The organism is Mesorhizobium sp. M0048, from assembly GCF_040323405.1.
Lineage (GTDB): Bacteria > Pseudomonadota > Alphaproteobacteria > Rhizobiales > Rhizobiaceae > Mesorhizobium.
Window position 1 is genome coordinate 22,913 of sequence record NZ_JAMYUV010000021.1, and the last position, 20,341, is coordinate 43,253.

Here is a 20,341-nt window from a genome sequence, read left to right on the forward strand (position 1 = left end):
AAGCGATGTTTCCTCCACTTCCAAATCCTTCGACGACGAATACCGCACCGCGTTTTTCCGACAAGGACCTCATCCGCCGCTCTGCCTCGAGGGTTCCCGCGCCCGAGCAGCACTTGACGGAGGTCGCCAAGCTCATCGATGTTTCGAAATGCATCGGCTGCAAGGCGTGTCAGACGGCCTGCATCGAGTGGAACGACACGCATCCGGAGATCGGCTTCAATGCCGGCGTCTATGAGAATCCTGCCGATCTCACGCCGGACATGTTCACGCTGATGCGCTACAGCGAATGGGACAATCCCGAGACGAACGAACTCGAATGGCTGATCCGCAAGGATGGCTGTATGCACTGCGCTGACCCGGGCTGCCTCAAGGCTTGTCCGGCGCCGGGCGCCATAGTGCAGTATTCGAACGGCATCGTCGATTTCGTCCATGAGAACTGCATCGGCTGCGGCTATTGCATCAAGGGTTGCCCGTTCAACATTCCGCGCATCTCCAAAGTCGATCACACAGCCTACAAATGCACGCTCTGCTCCGACCGCGTGGCTGTCGGCCAGGGACCAGCCTGCGCCAAGGCCTGCCCGACCCAGGCGATCGTGTTCGGCACGAAAGACGAGATGAAACAGCACGCCGACGGCCGCATCAAGGACCTGAAATCGCGCGGCTACTCGAATGCCGGCCTCTACGATCCGCCCGGCGTCGGAGGGACGCATGTGATGTATGTGCTGCACCATGCCGACCAGCCGGAACTCTATTCTGGTCTGCCGAAGGAGCCGAAGATCAGCCCGCTCGTGGAGGCGTGGAAGGGCGTCACCAAATATGCCGGCCTCACCATTCTCGGCGTGGCGGCCGGCGTCGGCCTGCTTCACCATCTGGTCATGGGACCGAACAGGGTCTCCGAGACGGATGAGGAGCATGCCGAAGAGCTGACGGAAGGCGACTACGATGGCCGCGTATGACGTGAAGCCGAATGAGCAGGTACATCCCGGCAAGCCAGTGATCGTGGACCGCTACACGGTTGGCGCGCGGATCAACCATTGGATCACGGCGGCCAGCCTGATCCTGCTCGCCTTGTCCGGCCTTGCCATGTTTCACCCGAGCCTGTTCTTCCTGTCGGGGCTGTTTGGCGGCGGCCAGTTCACCCGCTTCATTCACCCGTGGATCGGCGTCTTGCTCTTCTTCAGCTTCCTTGGGCTTTTCCTTAGGTTCTGGAAGGCCAATTTGTGGAGGCCCGAGGACGGAACGTGGCTCGCACGTTTCCGTGACGTATTGTCCAATCACGAGGACAACGTCCCCGAAGTCGGCAAGTACAATGCCGGCCAGAAGCTCGTCTTCTGGTCAATGTCGATCCTCATCATCATCCTGATTTCGAGCGGCATTGTCATCTGGCAACAATATTTCGCCGCTTACACCACGATCAGTCAGCAGCGGGTGGCGCTGCTTGTTCATTCGATCGCTGCCGTGGCGATCATCGGCGTGTGGATTATCCATTTCTATTCGGCCATCTGGGTACGCGGCACCATTCCAGCCATGACGCGCGGACGGGTGACCGGCGGCTGGGCTTGGCGGCATCATCGCAAATGGCTGCGTGAACTGATCGCACGCAAACCGGACGGACGTTCGGGATCGAATCCCGCCGAATGAGCGGGCATTATTTTTACGCAATTCCGGACGGAAAGGTGTTATACTTTTCGTGGAATTGCTCTGGAGCAGTATCAAGCCGACCACGTGGCCCGTGAGGTTCGTGAGGTTGAAATGCCAAAGCAACAAGATCCGTCACGCCCTGACCCGACTGTAATCGGCGAGGTCTCGGCCCCACCCTTTGCGCGCCTGCCTGATCCGCGGACCTTGTTCATTCGCCGCTCCGAGCGATTGAATGTGTTGGCGGATGACCACCAGCTCGGCCCCTATCTCCGCTTCCTCGCTGCACTGACGGATGCGCAGCACCGCATCCAGGACGGCTTGCCGGATGTCGAATTGCCGACCGCGGAGGCGCGCGAGCGTGCACGAACCTTCGGTATGCCGCCGCTCGATCGCAACCAATTCACTTCGGATGCCGCCGCTGGAATGACGCTCGGCCGCCTGTTCGAAGTGGCAGCCACGATCGAAAAACCCGAGGCGGCCGCAGCCGCCTTGGACAGGCTGGCGGATATCGATGCGTTCGGGGTCGAATCCATGGTGCGCAATGTGCTCACCGATGCGATCCCAATGAACGCGCTTGCCGAGCATGTCTATGTCGCGGCCGCGCTGCAGGTTCACTTCGCCCGCCTCGCGGCATGTCTCGACAGCTCGAAGCTGGTTCCGGTTGCCGACGGCGCCTGTCCGGCCTGCGGTGGGCCGCCGGCATCCTCGATCATCGTCGGTTGGCACGGCGCACACGGGGCGCGGTTCTGCGCCTGCGCGCTGTGTGGAACATTGTGGAACCACGTCCGTATCAAATGTACGCTGTGCGGCTCGACCAAGGGGATAGGCTATCAGGAAATCGAGGGAGGCTCTGGCACGGTCAAAGCCGAGACCTGCGATGCATGCGGCTGCTATGTAAAGATCCTATCCCAGCACAAGGACCCGGCTCTCGATCCGCTCGCCGACGACGTGGCGACGCTCGGCCTCGACCTGCTCGTCCGCGAGGGTGGCCATCGCCGCGGATCGTTCAATCCGTTCCTTGTTGGCTACTGAGGATACGATGACCGCTTCATCCGCAAACCCTTTGCGCAATCTTCCGTCGGTCGACCAAGTGCTGAGGACCCCGCTGGCGGCGGCCGCAATCGAGCGCTTCGGACGGCAGGCCGCGACGGAGGCCATTCGCCGAGCCGTCGCCGATGCGCGAATGGCCTCCCGCAATGCCGGAGCGATCGTGCCGGCGGCAAACGATCTTGCCGGCGACGCACTCTTGCAGCTCAGGGATGGCGAACGCCCTTCCCTGCGCCCCGTTTTCAACCTGACCGGAACGGTGCTGCATACCAATCTCGGCCGTGCCCTCCTTGCGAAGGAGGCGGTCGAGGCTGTTCGGCTGGCGATGCGCGAAGCGGTGGCTCTCGAATTCGATGTCGAGAACGGCGGGCGCGGCGAACGGGACGATCATCTTCGATCGCTCGTTTGCGAGCTGACCGGAGCCGAGGATGCAACCGTCGTCAACAACAACGCGGCTGCCGTCCTTCTCGTCCTCAACACGCTGGCGCTCGGTCGCGAAGCGATCGTTTCGCGGGGCGAGTTGATCGAGATCGGCGGCTCTTTCCGGATGCCCGAGATCATGACGCGCGCCGGCGCCAGGCTTGTCGAGGTCGGCACCACCAACCGCACGCATCGCAAAGACTATGTCGCGGCGATCGGCCCGGAGACCGGGCTCATCCTCAAGGTGCACACATCGAACTACCGGGTCGAAGGATTCACGGCCGAGATCCGGGCACCCGAGCTCGCTTCAATCGCCAAGGTGCATGGAATACCGCTGGTCCATGATCTCGGTTCGGGCACGCTGGTCGATCTAGCCCGCTACGGCCTTCGGCGCGAGCCGACCGTGCGCGAGGCGGTCGCCGACGGCGCCGATCTCGTCACATTCTCCGGCGACAAGCTGCTCGGCGGTCCGCAGGCGGGTTTCATCGTCGGCTGCAGGGACCTGCTCGCAGCGATCCGCCGCAACCCGATGAAGCGGGCGCTCAGGGTCGACAAGCTTCGTTTGGCCGCGCTCGAAGCGACGTTGAAGCTCTACCGCGACCCAGACCGCCTGGCCGAGCGCCTGCCGACGCTAAGGCTGCTCTCGCGCTCGGTGAGGGAGATTGCAGCGCAGGCAAAGCGCCTTGCTCCCCTGGTTGCTGACGCCGTGGGCGAAGCCTTTGCGGTCGACACGGTGGAGTGCCGGAGCCAAGTCGGATCCGGCGCGCTGCCGCTCGAAACTGTGCCAAGCGCCGGGCTTGCACTCAAGCCGCGCTCAGGGAGCGGCCGGGCGCTCGAAGCGCTTGCGGCTGCGCTGCGTGGGCTGGGCGTCCCCGTGATCGGGCGCATCGAAAACCAGGCGCTCGTGCTCGATTTGCGCTGTCTGGAAGACGAGGCGAACTTCATCGCCAATCTTGCCGGCTTAAATCCGGGAGGAACCGATGCGCTGGCTTGATCGCCTTGCGCGCCGCCCAGCCGAGACGCCTGTGGCCGCACGAATGACCGAGGCTCTCCAAGCCGCGCGGCGAGGCGATCATGCCGTGGCTCTCTCCATATGGGAGCCGCTGGCTCACCGGGGCGTTGCCCGCGCTCAGAACAATATCGGCGCCTGCTTCGCCGAAGGGCTCGGCGTCGAGCGTGATGCGGAAATGGCCTTTCGCTGGCTGGCGCTTGCCGTCGAGGCAGGGGATCCTGTCGGGCAAAGGAATCTGGCGTCGCTTTATTTCCGCGGCGAAGGCGTCGAGCAGGACTTTCGCCGGGCGGCCGAGCTCTATCGGGCCGCAGCGGAAACTGGCGACGGACCGGCGCAGGATATGCTGAGCTGGATGCTGCTGGAGGGCGAAGTGATGCTTCCCGATGTCGGCGAGGCGCGACGCTGGGCGCTTGCCGCGGCCGATCAAGGCATCGCATCCGCGATGACCCGGATCGGCATGCTTTATCACAATGCGCTCGGCGTGCCGCGCGATCCCCACGAGGCTGTCCGCTGGTGGCGCCGTGCTGCCATGCGAGGAGACGCGGAAGGGCAGGCAATGCTCGGTGCCGCCTGCCATCTTGGCACGGGCGTGCCGGCTGACGCGGTCGAGGCGCTGGTTTGGCTCCTGCGTGCCCAGGCAGGCGGCAGCGCCCTTGCCGGCCGCTATCTGGCTGCGGTGCGGGCCGAATTGAGCGCGGGCGATGCCGCCGAGGCCGAGCGTCGCGCCGCCGCGCCGTGGCCGGAGGCCGCATCATCATGATCGTTGGCACGGCGGGACATGTCGACCATGGCAAAACTGCGCTGGTGTATGCGCTGACCGGTATCGACACCGATCGTTTGCAGGAGGAAAAGACACGCGGCATGACGATCGATCTCGGCTTCGCCTATTTGCCGGTGCCGGGTGGGGATAGCATCGGTTTCGTCGATGTTCCCGGGCACGAGCGTTTCGTACACACGATGCTCGCCGGCGCCAGCGGCATCGACTTCGTGTTGCTGGTGGTGGCCGCCGATGACGGCGTCATGCCGCAAACTCGGGAGCATCTCGCCATCGTCGATCTGCTCGGTGTCAAGCGCGGCGCCGTCCTGCTCACGAAATGCGATCTGGCCGGTCCCGAGCGCCGCACTGCGGTGACGAACGATATCCGCTCGGTGCTTGCCGGGACGATGCTTGCCGAGGCCCACCTGATTCCCGTCTCGGTCGTTACCGGCGAAGGTATCGATGAACTCAGGTATCTTTTGTTCGAGGAGGCGTCGCATCTTGCCCGGCGTGCAGTTTCGGGCCGTTTTCGATTAGCGGTGGACCGCTCGTTCACGCTGCGCGGCGTGGGCACCGTCGTGACGGGCACCGTGCTTTCGGGTTCTCTCGGTGTTGGGGACAACGTGGTCGTAAGCCCGTCAGGATTGCTTGCGCGGGTTCGATCGATCCACGCCCAGAACCGGCCGGCCGAACGTGGTCGGGCGGGAGACCGCTGCGCGCTCAATCTGACCGGCGAAAGGGTTTTCAAGGACGCGATCCGGCGCGGCGACGTTATTGTCGATCCGGAGCTTCACGCGCCGTCGGACCGGATCGATGCAAGCCTTCGCGTTCTGCCGGGTGAACGCAAGCCGATCGGCCAATGGTTTCCGGTGCGGCTCCACCATGCCGCGACGGAGGTCGGGGCACGCATCGTACTCCTCGGAGACGAACCGATCGGGCCTGGCGGCACGGCCAATGTTCAATTGGTGCTGGATAGTCCGATCGCGGCCGCTGCCGGCGACGTTTACGTGGTGCGCGACACCTCGGCGCAGCGAACCATCGGCGGCGGACATTTTCTCGATCTGCGGGCGCCCAGCCGCAAACGCCGCGCGCCGGAACGGCTGATCCAACTCGATGCCCACGCGCTATTGGCGCCCGAACTGGCCGCCGCCGCACTCCTTGATGCGCCGCCCCACTATTTCGACCTGAAGGCTTTTGCGCGCGACAGGGCGCTTAGTGACTGCGAGACGAAAGGCCTGATCGATCAACTCGGGCTTGTCCGTTTTACCGTCGGAGAAATGCTTCTCGTGCTGTCGCCGGAGCGCTGGTTGCGATTTAAGCGCGACTTGGCCGCGACCCTGGTGACCTTCCATGCCGACAATCCGGATTTGCCCGGCGTAGGAATGGAGAGACTGCGTATCGGGCTTGATCCACGTCTGCCGGCCTCCTCTTTCATAGCAGTTCTGCGGAGCCTTTCGCACGCTGGAGAAGTTGCCTTGGACGGCGCTTGGGTGCGACTACCCGGTCATGAGGCGCACCTGACGGCAAAGGATGAAAATCTCTGGCTGCAGATCCAGCCTCTCATTGGCGGACCCGAACGATTCCATCCGCCGAGGGTGTGGGATATTGCCAAGGTGCTGGGCTCGCCGGAGACCGAAATCCGGCGGCTTCTGAAGCTTGCCGGCCGCATGGGGAAGGTCCACGAGGTCGCTCATGACCATTTCTTCCAGCTCGAGGCATTGGCGCAGATCGTCGAGATCGCGCGCGACCTTGCTGCGTCGATGCCTACAGGGCAGTTCACCGCTGCTCAATTTCGCGATCGCGTGGGCAGCGGACGCAAGGTCGCCATCCATATCCTCGAATTTCTCGATCGGCACGGCGTGACGCTGCGGCGGGGAGACTTGCGCCGTCTGAACAGGCGCAGGCTGGACCTGTTCCGCCTGACAGGCGAGGGTGAGCCGCCGATGGCGCAAATTTCTGGAGGAGCATCGTCCCCGGTGGGGCGTCCGGACTTCAAATCCGGGAGGGGCCGCGAGTCGGTCTCTGGTGGGTTCGACTCCCACTCTCTTCCGCCATCCTAGTGAGCCAAGATGAACCCGACGGCTTCCTTTCTGAATGACCTGAAAACGGCGGCTGAGACCGCCAGGACAACCGAGGCAAGCTTCAGGCGACAAGCGGCCAATCAGATCGCGGTTCTGGAGCAGGAGCGCGCTTTCGCCTTCAGGCGGCTCAACCTCATGCAGGATATCTCCGACGCCGTGGCCTCGGCCGAAAGTGAGGAGATCGCCGTGGCCAGCGCTTTGGCCGTCCTGCGCTTGCGGCTCGGCTGGAATGCGGACAGCGAGGCGCGCACGGAAGCGATCACGCATTTTGGCCCCGTTGCGCTTGCGTTGTTCCAGGCCGGGAAGTTGCCCGACGTCGAACCCGCCACCAATATCGGCGAGGCCCTTGCGATTTTTGAGCACTGGTTCTCCGAATCCCGGGGATCGCCGTTCTGGCTGCTATTCGAGCACCAGATCGTTGACACGCCGCTGGTCGACTTTTGACCGACGGACTTTTCGGCATACCCGGATGCGAAAGCAGAGAGCGCAACGTCGCTTTTTACCGAAAGCTGCGGTAACCGGCGCCTCGGCCACCGCCGCAAGCAGCTGCTTTGGGCGCGGATATCGGAAGGCGTTCAGTCCCATGACTGGTCCGTTTGGGGGCCGTCTGCCAGATCATGTAGTCTTCGGGCTCCAGTATGACCGGCACACGGTTGTGGAACGTCGCCATGGGCGAATTCGGCTCGCAGGTCAGCACCGTGAAGCGGATGTTGTCGCCGATAGCGGGGTCGCGCCAATTCTCCCAGAGCGCCGCCAAGGCGAACGGCTCGCCCGACTTCATCGCAATGGCATACACACAGCGCTCTATGGGGGCGCGTTCCGGCTATCCGCGGAAAGGGCCGTTGTGCTTTGTGGCAAGGTCTTCGCGTCGGTTCGCGCAAGAGCCCGTCGAGCGTCAGCAGCGGCGTACGCATCGTCTTGGCATAGGATAGTCAAAGCAATCGAAATTGCTGAGGTAGCGTTTGCCAATTTCGTGTTTTTCGGCAATCGCGACGGCATAGGACAGTACCCGCAGCGGCGATCCTGGCTCGCGAAGCGCGATTCTTCTGGCTTCCAGCCATTCGACCACGACGGCCTCGGCGGCCCTATACGGGCAATTCAGCTGGTCCGGCCGGGATAGACCAATAATCGCCTCCCACGCGGCGAGCGTCGATGTGAAGGGGGAGGCGCTCCCAGCAAGGCGGCTTCATAGCTATCGGCCGTGTCCTCGCCAGCTATCATCGACACGATGGCACAGGCATCCACGAACACTATTCGTCGCCCTGCAGATCATGATCCAGGTCGTGATAGGCTTCTTGTGGGACCGGCTTTCGATCAGGTTGGAATGACAGGCCATGTTTTGCCAGAATCTTCTGTGCAGTCTCGCGCGGCCGCTCCTTTTGCATCCGGTTTCGGATTGTCTCACGGAGAGCGGATATCACCGCTTCGGTGATATTGGTGCGGTCGAGGCGGGCAAGCTCCCGCGCCAATTTGTCAGCTTCATCGTTTCGGATGTTCAAGGTCATATGTGTAGCCCAATAGCGTATCCATCATCACGCTATTGTGTAGCTTTTTTCAATGCTTGGTCGCTACGGCGGCGGGGCGGCGTACTATTCGACGCTGCGGACATAGTAAATTCGTTTCAGCCGGCGCACCGTCATTACCTGCCGTTGCTCGGCCGAAGGATGTTCGCAGCTGATGACGACCGTATCTTGTCGCGGGCATTTTTCGCATCGCATTGGATAGGTCGTGTCGTCAACCTCGATCGGCCCGAAGGTCTTCGCGGTCCGCCACTGACGACAGGCTGTGACGCTGACGGCGAGCGCGTATGAGCAGAGCTTGCAGATATTGCACCATCGAACAACCATCCCCCATGAACAATGCGCAGGCCGAGCCTCAAGAAGAGCTTTGCTGCTCGCACGTCGGTCAGGAAGATCGTAAAACGCAGATGGGCTTGAACGCGCCGCAAGGGTATGGCTGGCTGACGAACCCCAAGAAGGCAACCTACAGTCGCGTCTACAATCTTACCAGTTTCTCGCTTTGAGGCAGCCTCAAGAAACTGTTTCGATGGTTGCGCCTGAGTGGCAACCGCATCGTATCGCTTGGACACCTCGAAATACCGCATTTCCAGAGGCGGGCGGTGCGGCAACGAGGTTGCGAACAGCCTGATGCGCGGCAGTGGCTGGATTTCGGCTCGCGCGAGGGCTGCCCTTCGTTCCACCACAGGGAGGTGAGGAGCAGGTCGCCAGCCGCTACAATGTCAGCAACGGCACGATCTCGCGGCTGCATCATAGCGTCCACGAATGCAGAATCGGCCAATTAGCAAACTTGGGTTGCTCTTCCGTCACAAAAGGCGCGTAGATTGCCGCCATTAAGGATATTGGTCATGGCGTTACGCATCAGGCTGCCTGGGGGCACGCTGAAGGTGAAGAGCTATCGCGAGCTGCGCGTCCGCGAGCGGGAGCGTCGCGTGCCGGTGGTCAGGATCGGATCAATGTACGTCATCTGGTGGAAAGATCACCAAGACCCCTCCAAAAAGGCGGATGGGTGAGCCGCGTCGTTGATAATCGACAAAGGCGGTCATCGAACGTGGGCGACCGACTTCTCCATCGACGGTGGTAGACTACGATCTGTCGGCTTGCTAATAGCCTATCGTCTGCTCGCACCAGGCGTACCCCAAGCCCCCCGCCCAGCTTGGTGCGACGCGTGACCGCCCGCCGCGCCTCGCGCTCGGCGGGTTTGTCATTTCCGTCGCGGTGCCCTCTTCCGCCCGGTAAGGGGTGGTATCCTGCGACTGGCTGGTCGGATGACCACTTTCTCCTTCGCCAAGGGGCCGCCATTTAAGGACCAAATTCGCAACAATTTCCGCACGGCGTGGTTGCGATCGAAAAGCGACCCGGGATGACGTAGTTGTCGGTGGCGAGGTGGCGCTAAGTACGACCAGTCCTTGGGACCTCGTCCAGGAGATTTGGACCTTTGCTCGCTGGCAACTGACCCTCGGGCGTAAGCTTGTCCACTGCGTCGGGGAGTTCTCTTGTGAGCCGGTCGATAAGCTCGTCGTGGGACAATCCTGTTTGCTCGGCAAGATCGTCCAATGTTTGCGGGTCGATTGCCTTCTCAACCTGTTCGCGCTGAACGGGCCGGTTTGATCCTTTGCTTACCCACGAATCAACTTCGTCGCCCGCACCCACATTTCTGAGGCGGTCCAGGATGTCGCCGAGGCCGCCTGGGGGACCAGCGCTAGCGTTGGGATCGGTCGATTTCCTGCCAGCGATCAACTCGCCGATCTTGTCCCTGTTCTTGTAGGCAAGCAGGCCCAGCAACGCTATGGCGACCTTTCCTATGTCAAGGCTCATTTCGCATCTCCTTCCACAAGAAAGCAAAAGCCATGCGCTTTTGAAAGGTTCCACGGTTCGGCCTCCCACCGGGAATTCCGGGCTAGCCCCGAACCTGCTGTATATTAACATCTGCGGAGACTTTCGGGCTTTTCGCGTGTTGGAACTTTGTCCTCCAGCTACATAGCAATCGTGATCGGCTGTCGGTCACACCTGGCCTGTCGGCTTCGGTCGGCGGACTTTTTGTTGCGTTGGTGAACATCCGCCTGCGGCGATGGTTCGATAAGTAGCACTATCCCCCCGATCGGGCCCCGCATAGGAGAGCGCCGCTTGGCCATCGAGAAGCAAAGACACGACAGAGCGTACGTCAGATGCCGCACGGGCGCTGGTCGACGACGAGCGCACGGCACGAGACGCAAAGACCGCTCGGCTCCGGGAGCAGCGGCTGAGGGCTGAAACCACTTGGAACCACGCGATGGAGCAGCTTCGCAGTGAAATGGCGTTGTTGGCGGATCCGGGATTTGGGTCGCGCGGGCCGCAGTTCTGGTTCGCTATGGAATCGGCGCTGCAATGCTTCTGGGGTAGTTCCCTACAGGTGGCGGTTTTTCGCGTTTCTTCGCGGCGAAACGTTTCGCTGCTAGGCTCAGAGATGATCCGGGGCCTCTTGGGAACTAAGGGTCCGCTTGCCAAATCCAGCAATGGCCGGCGGACCCCGTCAGCGCATGAAGGGACTTTTTATGCGCCAAATCTCCTCCCGGAGATGACGCTACCAACAGGCAATGGCGAGGGCTGGTTCCCGCCGCGTCCTGCGCACCGGACCATTGCGCGGCCAGGCCAGACTTAAGTCCTACGGTCTAGTGGTTTAAGCCCGTTCGAGGAACGTTCGTTGGTTGGCTCGCGTTGAGGTGAGCTTGGCGCGATGAAGCTGCGTCCCGGCAAAATCTCAACAAGGAGACGGCTATGAGAATGCATCTTTCCACCGCAGCGGCGGGATTTCTGTTGTTGGCCGGCATTGGTGCCGCTGCCGCCCAGGACGTGATCATCGAACCGCAGCAGGAAACCGTCATCAAGGAATACGTCAAGAAGCAGCCGCTCGCTTCGGTGAAAATTCCTGGGGTGGAGCTCAACATCGGCTCGCCTCTGCCCGATACAGTCGAGCTTCATGAAGTGCCAAACGTCAAATACCGTTATGTGATCGTCGACAACCGGACCGTTCTGGTGGATCCGAGCACGCGCAAGATCATCAAGGTCTACGACTGAGCTGATCTTGGGAGCGCTGGCCCGGATAGCGGTGGCAATCGTCAATAGTCCGGGTCAGCCGCTCCACAGTTTCGATCATCGCCTTTGCAAACGCCTCGCCTTCATGCACCCGTGGGTCCATAGAACAAGTGAACGCATCCTCAGGAGGCGAGTTCGATTGCCCGTCCCACGAGTTGGCCCCCGTGCTGCCACCGGATCGATTGTTGAAGAGATCAGCTGGGCGCATCATCGCGCGGCAATGGCGATCTGCGGCTTGACCTTGGCGTTTCCTTCTACGTCCCGTTGTCGGCCGCGATCCGCCGCCTGAGGCTGGTGCGAGCTTGCTCGGCGAAAATTGAGCGCGGGCGACCGGCGATATATGGGGTGGCTGCCCGAACGATTGCCAAGAGTCTTCGCGGCGTCGTCCCACTGAGGTTTGCACTCGACGCGTACCATATGAGCGGTGGTCAAGGCATTTGGCCCGCGGCATCCAGCGGGATTTGTTGGTGACCCAGGAGACACTCGGCATGAGTAACGTCGTAACGCTTCATGGTGACAAGCGCTGGAAAGCGGCTCTAGTCTCCGCCCACCAGAACGGCCCCGTTGCGATCGAGCATTTTCTAGAAGAGATTTCCGAGCTTCATAACGTCATTGAACACGGCCCGGAATACCCTGATCACGTGCATGGTGACAATCAACCGCACGGACGGTGGTGAGGAACAGAACAGCCAGGAAAAGGCGCGCCTTGAACATCGGTGAAATCGCGAACCGTCTTATCCGGGCTGCCGAGATCGAGCGCGCCAGCCATGTGCGTGTAGAGCCGGCCGCGCCTGGTAGTCAGCAGCTCGCTAGGCCCAGACCTACACCGAGCTGGTGGTTCTAGGTGGGGCGTCCATCCCGAACACCGACAGCAATATGATCAAAACTGTGAAAGCCGTGTCGATGCCAACGCGAACCGCAGCCCTGACCGCCTTCGCTTCGCGGTGTCGGAGCGCAAACCTCTGCTGATCGTGCTGGTTAGCGCTCGAATAGTTTCCAGAACCGTGCAGCCTGTTGGAATAGGAGCTGATCTGCAGCCACAGGTTCTCGATAATGTTGAGCATGTATTCCGAGCCGGCGGCCCTATATCGAGAAGTTAATTGGCCCTGAGATAGGGTTGGCGTTGCCGCCTGAACACCGTCCTTGCTCGCACCGCCTGTCACGATCCACAATCTACCGCAAAGATCGCCGAGGGGACGTTCCCGGCCCAGTTCAGGATCAGCGTCAACGGCGCAGGATGGCGGGAATCCGATATCAACGGGTGGGTTGCCGATCCGGTCAGGTGGGGCCAGAGGGAGAAGCCGGCTGTGACCGGTGAGCGGAAACGCACCGGTAGAGAAAGAGCGGGCCAATGGTCATGGCGACGCGACGGCCCCGGATCCCGAGGCGCTGCGAAAGGTCAACGACGTGGCCTCCAGCTTGCGCACATCATCGGCCGCCGCATGGCGCGTGAGGATTTTGCCGCGCGCACGGCAACGAACGACAACAAACCTCTGAACACCCCGACCATGGAAGACGAGGCCGCCAGGGAGTAAAGAGACAGCCTCGAGACATGCTCGAGACGATCTTTTCCCTTCCGCTGCATCGCAGCATATGATATGTATAAGGCATATCACTGGAGTGTGCGATGCGAGCCCTTATCGACATGAACGATGCCCAGGTTGAAGCCCTCGACAGTCTTGCCAAACGGGCGCGCCAATCCCGCGCGGCCCTGATCCGGGCGGCAATAGACGATTATCTCGACCGCCATCATCGCGAACAGGTCGAGGATGGCTTCGGCCTGTGGGGTAAGCGCAAGGTTGATGGGCTGGTTTATCAGGAGAAAGTGCGCCGCGAATGGTAGGCGCGCTTTTCGATACCAATATCCTCATCGACTATCTGAACGCCGTCCCCCAGGCCCGCGAGGAAATCGAGCGCTTCGAAAGCCGTGCCGTCAGTATCATCACCTGGATGGAAGTGATGGTGGGCGCAAACGCCGATCTCGTCGAGCCGACCCGGCTTTTCCTCGAAGGCTTCAAAGTCATCGCTCTGGACGACGAGATCGCCAACCGTGCAGTAGCGCTGCGGCGAGCACATCGCATCAAGCTGCCCGACGCCGTGATCTGGGCTACATCGCAGACCGCCGGACGCTTGCTTGTGACCCGCAATACCAAAGACTTTCCACCTGACGATCCGGGGATACGCGAACCATACACCCTGTAGCGAACGCGCCCCCGGCCCGTGACGAGAGAGCCAGCCCCATGACCCGTATTGCCTTTTACGCCCGTTATTCCTCCGACAACCAGCGCGACGTCCTCCATCGAGGACCAGTTGCGCCAGTGTTGTGAGCGCACCGCGCGAGGGGGCCGAGTAGAGAACTAATCCGACCGGGCCATCTCGGGAACATCCTTATCCGCTCCGGTATTCAGTCGGTTCTTGCCGATGCTCAGGCGGGCCGTTTCGACCTGGTTCTGTCGGAGGCGCTGGATCGCATCAGTCGCGATCAGGACGTGGCAGGTGTCTTCCGGCGCCTGAGTTTCGCAGGGGTGACGATCGTCACCCTGTCCGAGGGCCAGAAAATGGCGGCGGTCGAAGGGCAGCACGGAATCGCGCGCGTCGAGGGTTGGGCCTGTGTAGCGACGATTTAGCATTCTGGGGTTTTTGGAGGTTGCCCTGTTACTGCCTCGTTTCCCTCTGGCGGGCGCCCGACACTAGCGGAAAGCCCGTATATTCCGGAACAAAGGAGTCTCGCGGATGACCACCACCGTCACCACCGCCGCCGTCTTGAAAAATTTCGGCGCCTATCAGGATGCCGCGGTGCACGACCCGGTCACCAAGAACGGTCGCCCGCACACCGTGCTGCTGGCCTACGAGGATTTTGTCCGGCTGTTGAAGCGCGACCGGCGGGTCGAGCTGACAGCAGAGCTCGGCGCGGACGAGGTCGCCGCGCTCGAAGCCTCTGAAATGGAGCCGGAGTCTTCATCTTCCTGATCTCAGGGAAGCAGACGGGCGGGCGCTACATGCAGATAGACATATTCGTGCCTAGCGGCGGCTCGCCGCCGCAACCGGCGCGACTTCGAGGAATGTTACTTCAGCAGTTTGATCAGCACTGCGAAAGCCGCGTCAATGTCGGCGCGAACCGCCGCCCGAACCGCTTCCGCATTGCGGTCTCGCAGAGCTGCAAACATCTGCTGATGGTGCTGGTTGGCGGTCGAATAGTTTCCAGAATCGTGCAGCATGTTGAAATAGGGGCTGATCTGCAGCCACAGGTTCTCGACGATGCTGAGCATGTTTTCCGAGCCCGCGGCCCGGTAGATGGAAAAGTGAAAAGCGTAATTGGCCCTGAGATAGGATTTTACGTCTCCGGCGGCATTGGCCTGCTCGAGTGCCTCCAGATGCTGGCCCAGCAGCATCACGCCGTGATCGTCAATGCGTTCTGCGGCCCATGCGGCGGCGATCGCCTCGATCTCAAACCTGACGTTCCTGAGATCGATGAGTCGCGCGCGGCTTAATGCCGGGATACCGATCGAACGGCCCGACACCACCATCAATGCGTTGGCAGCGCTCAGACGCCGCAGTGCCTCCCGAACCGGCATCGGGCTGACGCCAAAAGCGTCGGCAAGGCTCTGCACCGTCACCATTTCACCTGGAACGATACTGCCATCGAGGATCAACTCGGTAACGTGCCGGTAGACCCTGTCCTGCAGAGTTTCCCTGGACAGTGGGGTGATTTCAACGCCCGGCTTCCTGAATGCCGCCCCAGCCATTTCTGCCAACCTTCCCCCATTCGGGCGACGCTCTCGTCATACCCGGCGCTTTTGCTGGGAATGCAAGGTTCGAATTGCCGCGTCAAGCGCCCGCGTCTCCAGCTTTGCCTCTCAGCCATTTCATCATTGATCTTTGATCAAATCATGATACGGTCAGCCGCATCGAATGACAAGGCGTACGTTTCGTGCCCTTGGGAGGCATTCGGTCGTCTGAACTGGGAGGAGTTTCGAATGGGTATCGGATCGAAAGCCCGGCGGCTTGCGCTGCTTGCCGGCATGGCTGTTTGCGCTTTTGGGATGTCCGGCGCCGAAGCGGCCGGAAAGCACAAGATATTTCTCAGCATGAGCTTCATCGGCAATGATTGGCAGGCCGAGGCCGCCAACATGGTCAAGGCAATGGCATCGCACAAGAGCATGGTCGACAAGGTAGACCTTCAGGTCCAGGTGGCGGGGCCGAACGCACAGCGCCAGATCCAGCAGATCAATGCCATGGTTCAGGCCGGCGCCGAAGCCATCGTGATCTTCCCGATTTCGCCAACAGCCCTCAACCAGGTGGTGAAGAACGCCTGCGATAAGGGCGTGAAGGTGTTTGCTTATGATGCCGAGATCACGGAGCCTTGCGCCTACAATGTCCATATCGACCAGGAGGAGGCTGGCCGCGTAACGGCGGAGTGGCTGGTCAAGAAGCTCAATGGCAAGGGCAACATCATCGCGGTGACCGGCGTTCCCGGCACCTCGGTCGATGATCTGCGCACCAAGGCCGCGAAGGAGGTGTTTGCCAAGCACCCCGACATCAAGATCGTCGGCGAGGCTGTCGGCATGTGGAGCCAGGCGGTGGCGCGTACCGAACTTTCCAAGATATTGGCGACGCGCAGCTGGGACGACATCAACGGCCTATGGATGCAGGTCGGCTGCTTCACCGCCAATTCAATGCAGCTCGAGGCCGGCAAGAAGAGCAGCGAACTCCTGCCTTGCGCCGGCGAGGGTTCCAATGGCGGGCGTATCCAGATGCTGCCGGAGGGCACGGAGGTCGAGGGCGCGACGTCTCCCTATGCGCCGCTCGGCGCGTCGCGCATTTCCTACGCCTCGCCGCCTTATTCCGGGGCGCTCGCTCTCAAGCTTGCGGTCGAAGCACTTGAAGGCAAGGACGTTGCCAAGAAGACGATCCTGCCGCTGCCGGTCGTCACCAACGAGACGATAAAGCTTTGCGACGAGGGCACCTGGGCGGAGATGAAGGCTGGTTGCAACGCGTTCAAACCGTCGCTGGTCTCGAACCCAGGCTGGTTCGCCTCGATCTTCTCCGATCAGACACCTGAAATCGGTCTCGCAGCCGCCCTTGTAGGTCAGCCCGAGGAGTAGGCACTCCGAAAGTGGGCGTGGAGTGCTTTCGAGGCACTCCACGCACCTTTCATGCAGGCCGGGACTGGGATCATGATGTCAGCGCATTCGACAGCTGTCGGCATAGAGGGCGTCCGCAAGGCGTTTGGCGCAACAGTCGCCCTTGATGGCGTTTCCTTCGAGATCGCTTCCGGCAGCGTGCATGCCTTGCTTGGCGAGAACGGTGCGGGCAAGTCCACGCTCGTCAAGCTGCTGTCGGGGCTGGTGCGGCCCGACGACGGGCAAATCACCCTGTCAGGCGAACCGGCGCCACTCGGTTCGCCGCGGGCCGCGCATGCCAAAGGCGTCCAGACAGCCTTCCAGGAAATGACCCTGGTACGCGATCTCAGCGTTCTCGACAACATGTTGCTGCCTTACGCGCCCGTTGGCCCAGTCGGCCTGATAAGGCGGTTGAGCGCGCGTAGGGCAGTCCGCAAGCACATCTCCGATCTGGGGTTTACGGTCGATCTCGATGCCGAGGTAGCGACTCTCGATCTCGCCATCCGCCAGAAGATCGAAATCGCGCGCGCGCTCTATCGCAAGCCGCGCATCCTTCTGCTCGACGAGCCGACCTCGACGCTGTCGGGTGGCGATGTCGAGTGGCTTGGCGGGATCATCGCGCGGTTGAAAGCGGCCGGTACCACGGTCGTATTCATCACCCATCGCATGCGCGAGGTGCGGGCTTTCTGCGACACGCTGACCATTCTCAGGAACGGCCACCACATCTTGACCGCGCCGGTTGCCGACGTGTCGGATGGTGAGGTGATCGAAAAGATCATCGGCCGCAGCATCGCCCAGACCTTCCCGCCGAAACCAGAAAGCGAGGCCGCCTTTGGTCCGCCGGTGCTCGGCGTGCGCGATCTCAAAGCCGGGAGGAAGCTCGACGGCATCGATTTCGACCTGCGCAAGGGCGAGATCCTCGGCGTTGCCGGATTGCAGGGCATGGGTCAGCTCGACCTGTTCCTCGCCTGTTTCGGCATGGCCGAGATCGAGCGCGGCCACATCCTAGTCGACGGGCGCCAAGTGTGGCTCGGCTCGCCCGCGGATGCGCTCAAGCCCAATATGGCAATCGGGCTGGTGCCGGAGGACCGCAAAACCGAAGGCCTGTTCCTGAAACTCTCGGGCCGGCAGAATGCATCGCTGCCGGTCGTCGCGCGCTTCACCCGTTATGGCCTGATCAGAACAGACGAGGAGGCAAAGGCCGTACAGTCCGCCTTCTCGACCGTGGAGGTCGACCGCAGTGCCTTGTGGACGAGGGCAGGGGCCTTCTCGGGCGGCAACCAGCAAAAGATAGCCATTGCCAAATGGCTCGTCGCCGAAAGCCGGATCCTGCTGCTTTTCGATCCGACCCGGGGCATTGACGTGGGGACCAAGCACGAGCTCTACGTGATGATGCGCGACTATGTGGCGGCCGGCGGCTCGATCCTTCTGCATTCAACCGAAATTCCCGAGCTGGTCCATCAATGCGACCGGGTGCTCGTCCTCTATGACGGCCATCTGGTGGCTGAGCTTGCCGGCGACGAGATCACCGAAGGCGCGATCATGCGGCCGGCGCTTGGCCACCGGGACGTGGTCCGGGAGGCGGCGCAATGAGTGTGACGAGCTCGGCCGCCGCGGCACCGACCGCGACATTGGCGCGGCTCCTCGCGCGGCATCACGGCGCCATCATCGCCGCGATCGTCTTTGCCCTGCTCCTGCTGATCGTCGATCTGGTCAGTGCCGGGCGGCTCACCTATTTCGACATTTCGTTCCTGTCGAGCGGCGGCGCCACTTCCGCATTGGCGGCGATCGGCCAGACCCTCGTCATCCTGTCCGGCGGTTTCGACCTGTCCGCCGGCGCGGTGATCTCGCTGGTCAATGTCGTCCTGGCAAACGGCATGGATCCGATGGCGACCGGCACCAGTGTTGCGCTGTGGACTTTGGCCGGAATTGGGGTCGGCATGCTGGTCGGCGCCTTCAACGGCTTCTTCATTGCCGTCCTGCGCATGCAGCCTATCGTCGTCACGCTGTCGACCATGTTCATCCTGCAGGGGGTAACGCTGCTGGTCATGGACAAGCCCGGCGGCTTCGTCTCGCCCGATCTTGGCGCCTTCTATCTCGGTGATGCTATCGCCGGCTGGCTACCGATGCCGCTGGTGGTCATCGGCGTGGTCCTGCTCGGCTGGTTCTGGCTCAAAGGCACACGCTTCGGGACGGCGCTTTATGCCGTCGGCAGCGATCCGGACGCAGCCGCCTCGGTCGGCGTGCGGGTCGTTCTCGTACGCTTCCTGGTCTATGTCATTGCCGGCGGCTGCTATGGGCTTGCCGGCGTTTTCATCAGCGCCCAGACCGGCAGCGGCGATCCGCTGGTCGGCAACCCGTTGTTGCTGTCGATGTTCGCGGCGGTCGTCGTCGGCGGTACAAGGCTGGGCGGCGGTCAAGGTGGGCCCGTCGGCACTGTCTTCGGCGCCTACATCCTGATGATGGTCGTCAATATCCTGCTCGTGCTCAACGTCTCGGCCTACTATTCGACGATTGCCGAAGGCACGATCCTGATCCTTGCCGTGCTTGCCGGCTCGCTGTCGCATGGCTCCGTGCTTGCCCGTCAACTGCGTGCGCTGCGGGCGCGGCTCGCCGCGTGGCGGGCCGGAATGCTGCCCTCACAGATCGATCGCACCGACCGGCGACTGCGAATTGCGCGGGGCAGCGCCGGCGGGCAGCAGGCGCCGCAGCCGGCCTTCCATGCCCGTAACGCCGAGACGCTGCGCTATGCGCTGCCGGCCTATGTCTGTCTTGCCATTGTCGTGATCGTCACCCAGATCTGGCTCGGACGCGCCATCGTCAATTTTGGCTACTGGAATTCGCTGTTCGTGCTGTCGAGCTTCCTTGCCATCCTGGCGCTCGGGCAAGGCAGCGTGATTCTTACCGGCGGACTTGACCTGTCAGTGCCGTGGATGATCGGCCTGTCGGGCATCCTGCTTGCCGGTATGGTCAACGGATCCGACGCTGCACTTGCCTATGCGCTGCCGGCGGTGCTCGCTGTCGCTTGCCTGATCGGTCTCGCCAACGGCATCGGTATCGTTTTTCTCGGCATCTCGCCAATTGTTATGACGCTGGCCACCAACGGCATTCTGCAAGGTTTCGCTTTGCTCTACTCGCAAGGCACGCCGGCCGGCTTCTCCTCGCCGATGCTGCGCTGGTTCATGACCGGCAAGGTATTCGCCATTACGCCGGTGGTGCTGTTCATGATCGCCTTCGTCGTCTTTGCGGTGCTGCTGCTCGGCCGCACCGCTTTCGGCCGCCGCGTCTACGGCATCGGCAACAGCCTGCGCGCAGCCCAGCTCTCCGGCATAGCGGTCGGTCGCACGCTCATCCTCGTCTATGTGCTGTCGGCAGTCTGCGCGGCGCTGGTCGGCATCATGCTGACCGGCTTTTCCGGCCAGGCCAGCCTCGGCATGGGCGACGATTATCTGCTGCCCTCCATCGCCGTAGTCGTGGTCGGCGGTGCGCTGATCACCGGCGGGCGCGGCCATTATCTCGGCATGCTGGGCGGGGTGCTGCTCCTGACCGCGTTGCAGATGCTGCTCGCCGGCACGACGCTGCCATATGCGACGCGGGCGATCCTGTTCGGGCTGGTGGTGCTCGGTGCCGTCATGGCGCTGCGTGAAAGGCGGATTTAGTGAAAGGGA

23 protein-coding genes, 1 tRNA gene and 1 pseudogene are annotated in these 20,341 nt (G+C 62.0%); 20 read left to right on the forward strand and 5 right to left on the reverse strand.

The window, feature by feature from the left end:
• The first annotated feature begins 5 nt into the window (after positions 1–5).
• The 8 genes and pseudogenes from fdxH (at position 6) to NKJ84_RS18425 (ending at position 7,402) form a co-directional block, all read left to right on the forward strand.
• A complete protein-coding gene (gene fdxH / locus NKJ84_RS18390) occupies positions 6–956 on the forward strand; it encodes a formate dehydrogenase subunit beta (protein WP_352507611.1) in 951 nt (316 codons plus the stop codon).
• A complete protein-coding gene (locus tag NKJ84_RS18395; protein WP_352507612.1) occupies positions 943–1,641 on the forward strand; it encodes a formate dehydrogenase subunit gamma in 699 nt (232 codons plus the stop codon). Before fdxH ends, NKJ84_RS18395 begins: the two co-directional genes overlap by 14 nt.
• Positions 1,642–1,752: 111 nt before the next feature.
• Positions 1,753–2,673 (forward strand): formate dehydrogenase accessory protein FdhE, encoded by a 921-nt coding sequence (fdhE, locus tag NKJ84_RS18400; RefSeq protein ID WP_352507613.1) that lies wholly within the window; start codon positions 1,753–1,755, stop codon positions 2,671–2,673.
• Positions 2,674–2,680: 7 nt separating this feature from the next.
• Entirely contained in the window at positions 2,681–4,102 is a 1,422-nt protein-coding gene (gene selA, locus NKJ84_RS18405) for an L-seryl-tRNA(Sec) selenium transferase (protein ID WP_352507614.1), read from the forward strand.
• Positions 4,089–4,880 (forward strand): tetratricopeptide repeat protein, encoded by a 792-nt coding sequence (locus NKJ84_RS18410; protein ID WP_352507616.1) that lies wholly within the window; start codon positions 4,089–4,091, stop codon positions 4,878–4,880. The genes selA and NKJ84_RS18410 overlap by 14 nt, the downstream gene beginning before the upstream one ends.
• A pseudogene (gene selB / locus NKJ84_RS18415) lies at positions 4,877–6,712 on the forward strand (selenocysteine-specific translation elongation factor); the annotation flags it as partial. The gene NKJ84_RS18410 and the pseudogene selB, both read left to right, overlap by 4 nt.
• A 123-nt stretch (positions 6,713–6,835) precedes the next feature.
• Positions 6,836–6,931 (forward strand) — tRNA-Sec (locus tag NKJ84_RS18420).
• A gap of 162 nt (positions 6,932–7,093) precedes the next feature.
• Complete coding sequence (locus tag NKJ84_RS18425; protein WP_352507617.1) at positions 7,094–7,402, forward strand: hypothetical protein; 309 nt, start codon at positions 7,094–7,096, stop codon at positions 7,400–7,402.
• A 55-nt stretch (positions 7,403–7,457) separates the two neighbouring features.
• On the opposite strand, the gene NKJ84_RS18430 is transcribed toward NKJ84_RS18425, so the two are convergent.
• Positions 7,458–7,754 (reverse strand): SOS response-associated peptidase family protein, encoded by a 297-nt coding sequence (locus tag NKJ84_RS18430; RefSeq protein ID WP_352507619.1) that lies wholly within the window; start codon positions 7,752–7,754, stop codon positions 7,458–7,460.
• A gap of 454 nt (positions 7,755–8,208) precedes the next feature.
• Positions 8,209–8,463 (reverse strand): type II toxin-antitoxin system VapB family antitoxin, encoded by a 255-nt coding sequence (locus NKJ84_RS18435; RefSeq protein ID WP_352507621.1) that lies wholly within the window; start codon positions 8,461–8,463, stop codon positions 8,209–8,211.
• 347 nt (positions 8,464–8,810) lie between these two features.
• Here NKJ84_RS18435 and NKJ84_RS18440 point away from each other — a divergent pair, with 347 nt between their 5' ends.
• Positions 8,811–8,981 carry a hypothetical protein gene (locus NKJ84_RS18440; protein ID WP_352507622.1) on the forward strand — a complete coding sequence of 57 codons (171 nt, stop codon included), beginning with the start codon at positions 8,811–8,813 and terminating at the stop codon, positions 8,979–8,981.
• Positions 8,982–9,323: 342 nt separating this feature from the next.
• The gene (locus tag NKJ84_RS18445; RefSeq protein WP_352507623.1) at positions 9,324–9,488 is read left to right on the forward strand and encodes a hypothetical protein; all 165 of its coding nucleotides are present in this window, start codon (positions 9,324–9,326) and stop codon (positions 9,486–9,488) included.
• 379 nt (positions 9,489–9,867) lie between these two features.
• On the opposite strand, the gene NKJ84_RS18450 is transcribed toward NKJ84_RS18445, so the two are convergent.
• A complete protein-coding gene (locus tag NKJ84_RS18450) occupies positions 9,868–10,293 on the reverse strand; it encodes a YidB family protein (RefSeq protein WP_352480135.1) in 426 nt (141 codons plus the stop codon).
• A 939-nt stretch (positions 10,294–11,232) separates the two neighbouring features.
• On the opposite strand from NKJ84_RS18450, the gene NKJ84_RS18455 reads away from it, so the two are divergent.
• Both NKJ84_RS18455 and NKJ84_RS18460 read left to right on the forward strand, forming a co-directional pair.
• Positions 11,233–11,532, forward strand: coding sequence for a DUF1236 domain-containing protein (locus NKJ84_RS18455; RefSeq protein WP_352480134.1), 300 nt, complete (start codon positions 11,233–11,235; stop codon positions 11,530–11,532).
• 506 nt (positions 11,533–12,038) lie between these two features.
• The gene (locus NKJ84_RS18460) at positions 12,039–12,227 is read left to right on the forward strand and encodes a hypothetical protein (protein ID WP_352507624.1); all 189 of its coding nucleotides are present in this window, start codon (positions 12,039–12,041) and stop codon (positions 12,225–12,227) included.
• Between the two features lie 144 nt (positions 12,228–12,371).
• On the opposite strand, the gene NKJ84_RS18465 is transcribed toward NKJ84_RS18460, so the two are convergent.
• The gene (locus NKJ84_RS18465; protein ID WP_352507625.1) at positions 12,372–12,614 is read right to left on the reverse strand and encodes a hypothetical protein; all 243 of its coding nucleotides are present in this window, start codon (positions 12,612–12,614) and stop codon (positions 12,372–12,374) included.
• Between the two features lie 66 nt (positions 12,615–12,680).
• Here NKJ84_RS18465 and NKJ84_RS33260 point away from each other — a divergent pair, with 66 nt between their 5' ends.
• From NKJ84_RS33260 to NKJ84_RS18490, 5 genes are all read left to right on the forward strand, one after another.
• Entirely contained in the window at positions 12,681–13,085 is a 405-nt protein-coding gene (locus tag NKJ84_RS33260) for a helix-turn-helix transcriptional regulator (protein ID WP_502904029.1), read from the forward strand.
• 92 nt (positions 13,086–13,177) lie between these two features.
• Positions 13,178–13,393, forward strand: coding sequence for a ribbon-helix-helix protein, CopG family (locus NKJ84_RS18475; protein ID WP_352507627.1), 216 nt, complete (start codon positions 13,178–13,180; stop codon positions 13,391–13,393).
• Positions 13,387–13,752 (forward strand): type II toxin-antitoxin system VapC family toxin, encoded by a 366-nt coding sequence (locus NKJ84_RS18480; protein ID WP_352507629.1) that lies wholly within the window; start codon positions 13,387–13,389, stop codon positions 13,750–13,752. The genes NKJ84_RS18475 and NKJ84_RS18480 overlap by 7 nt, the downstream gene beginning before the upstream one ends.
• Before the next feature lie 248 nt (positions 13,753–14,000).
• Positions 14,001–14,177, forward strand: a complete 177-nt coding sequence (locus tag NKJ84_RS18485) for a hypothetical protein (RefSeq protein WP_352507677.1) — start codon at positions 14,001–14,003, stop codon at positions 14,175–14,177.
• 106 nt (positions 14,178–14,283) lie between these two features.
• A complete protein-coding gene (locus tag NKJ84_RS18490; protein WP_352507630.1) occupies positions 14,284–14,520 on the forward strand; it encodes a type II toxin-antitoxin system Phd/YefM family antitoxin in 237 nt (78 codons plus the stop codon).
• Positions 14,521–14,615: 95 nt separating this feature from the next.
• On the opposite strand, the gene NKJ84_RS18495 is transcribed toward NKJ84_RS18490, so the two are convergent.
• Complete coding sequence (locus NKJ84_RS18495) at positions 14,616–15,296, reverse strand: GntR family transcriptional regulator (protein WP_352507631.1); 681 nt, start codon at positions 15,294–15,296, stop codon at positions 14,616–14,618.
• A 231-nt stretch (positions 15,297–15,527) separates the two neighbouring features.
• On the opposite strand from NKJ84_RS18495, the gene NKJ84_RS18500 reads away from it, so the two are divergent.
• The 3 genes from NKJ84_RS18500 to NKJ84_RS18510 all read left to right on the forward strand — a co-directional run bounded on the left by NKJ84_RS18500 (position 15,528) and on the right by NKJ84_RS18510 (position 20,332).
• The gene (locus NKJ84_RS18500; protein ID WP_352507633.1) at positions 15,528–16,655 is read left to right on the forward strand and encodes a sugar ABC transporter substrate-binding protein; all 1,128 of its coding nucleotides are present in this window, start codon (positions 15,528–15,530) and stop codon (positions 16,653–16,655) included.
• Between the two features lie 72 nt (positions 16,656–16,727).
• Positions 16,728–18,266, forward strand: a complete 1,539-nt coding sequence (locus NKJ84_RS18505) for a sugar ABC transporter ATP-binding protein (RefSeq protein WP_502904027.1) — start codon at positions 16,728–16,730, stop codon at positions 18,264–18,266.
• Positions 18,263–20,332, forward strand: coding sequence for an ABC transporter permease (locus NKJ84_RS18510; RefSeq protein WP_352507634.1), 2,070 nt, complete (start codon positions 18,263–18,265; stop codon positions 20,330–20,332). Before NKJ84_RS18505 ends, NKJ84_RS18510 begins: the two co-directional genes overlap by 4 nt.
• Positions 20,333–20,341 lie beyond the last annotated feature (9 nt).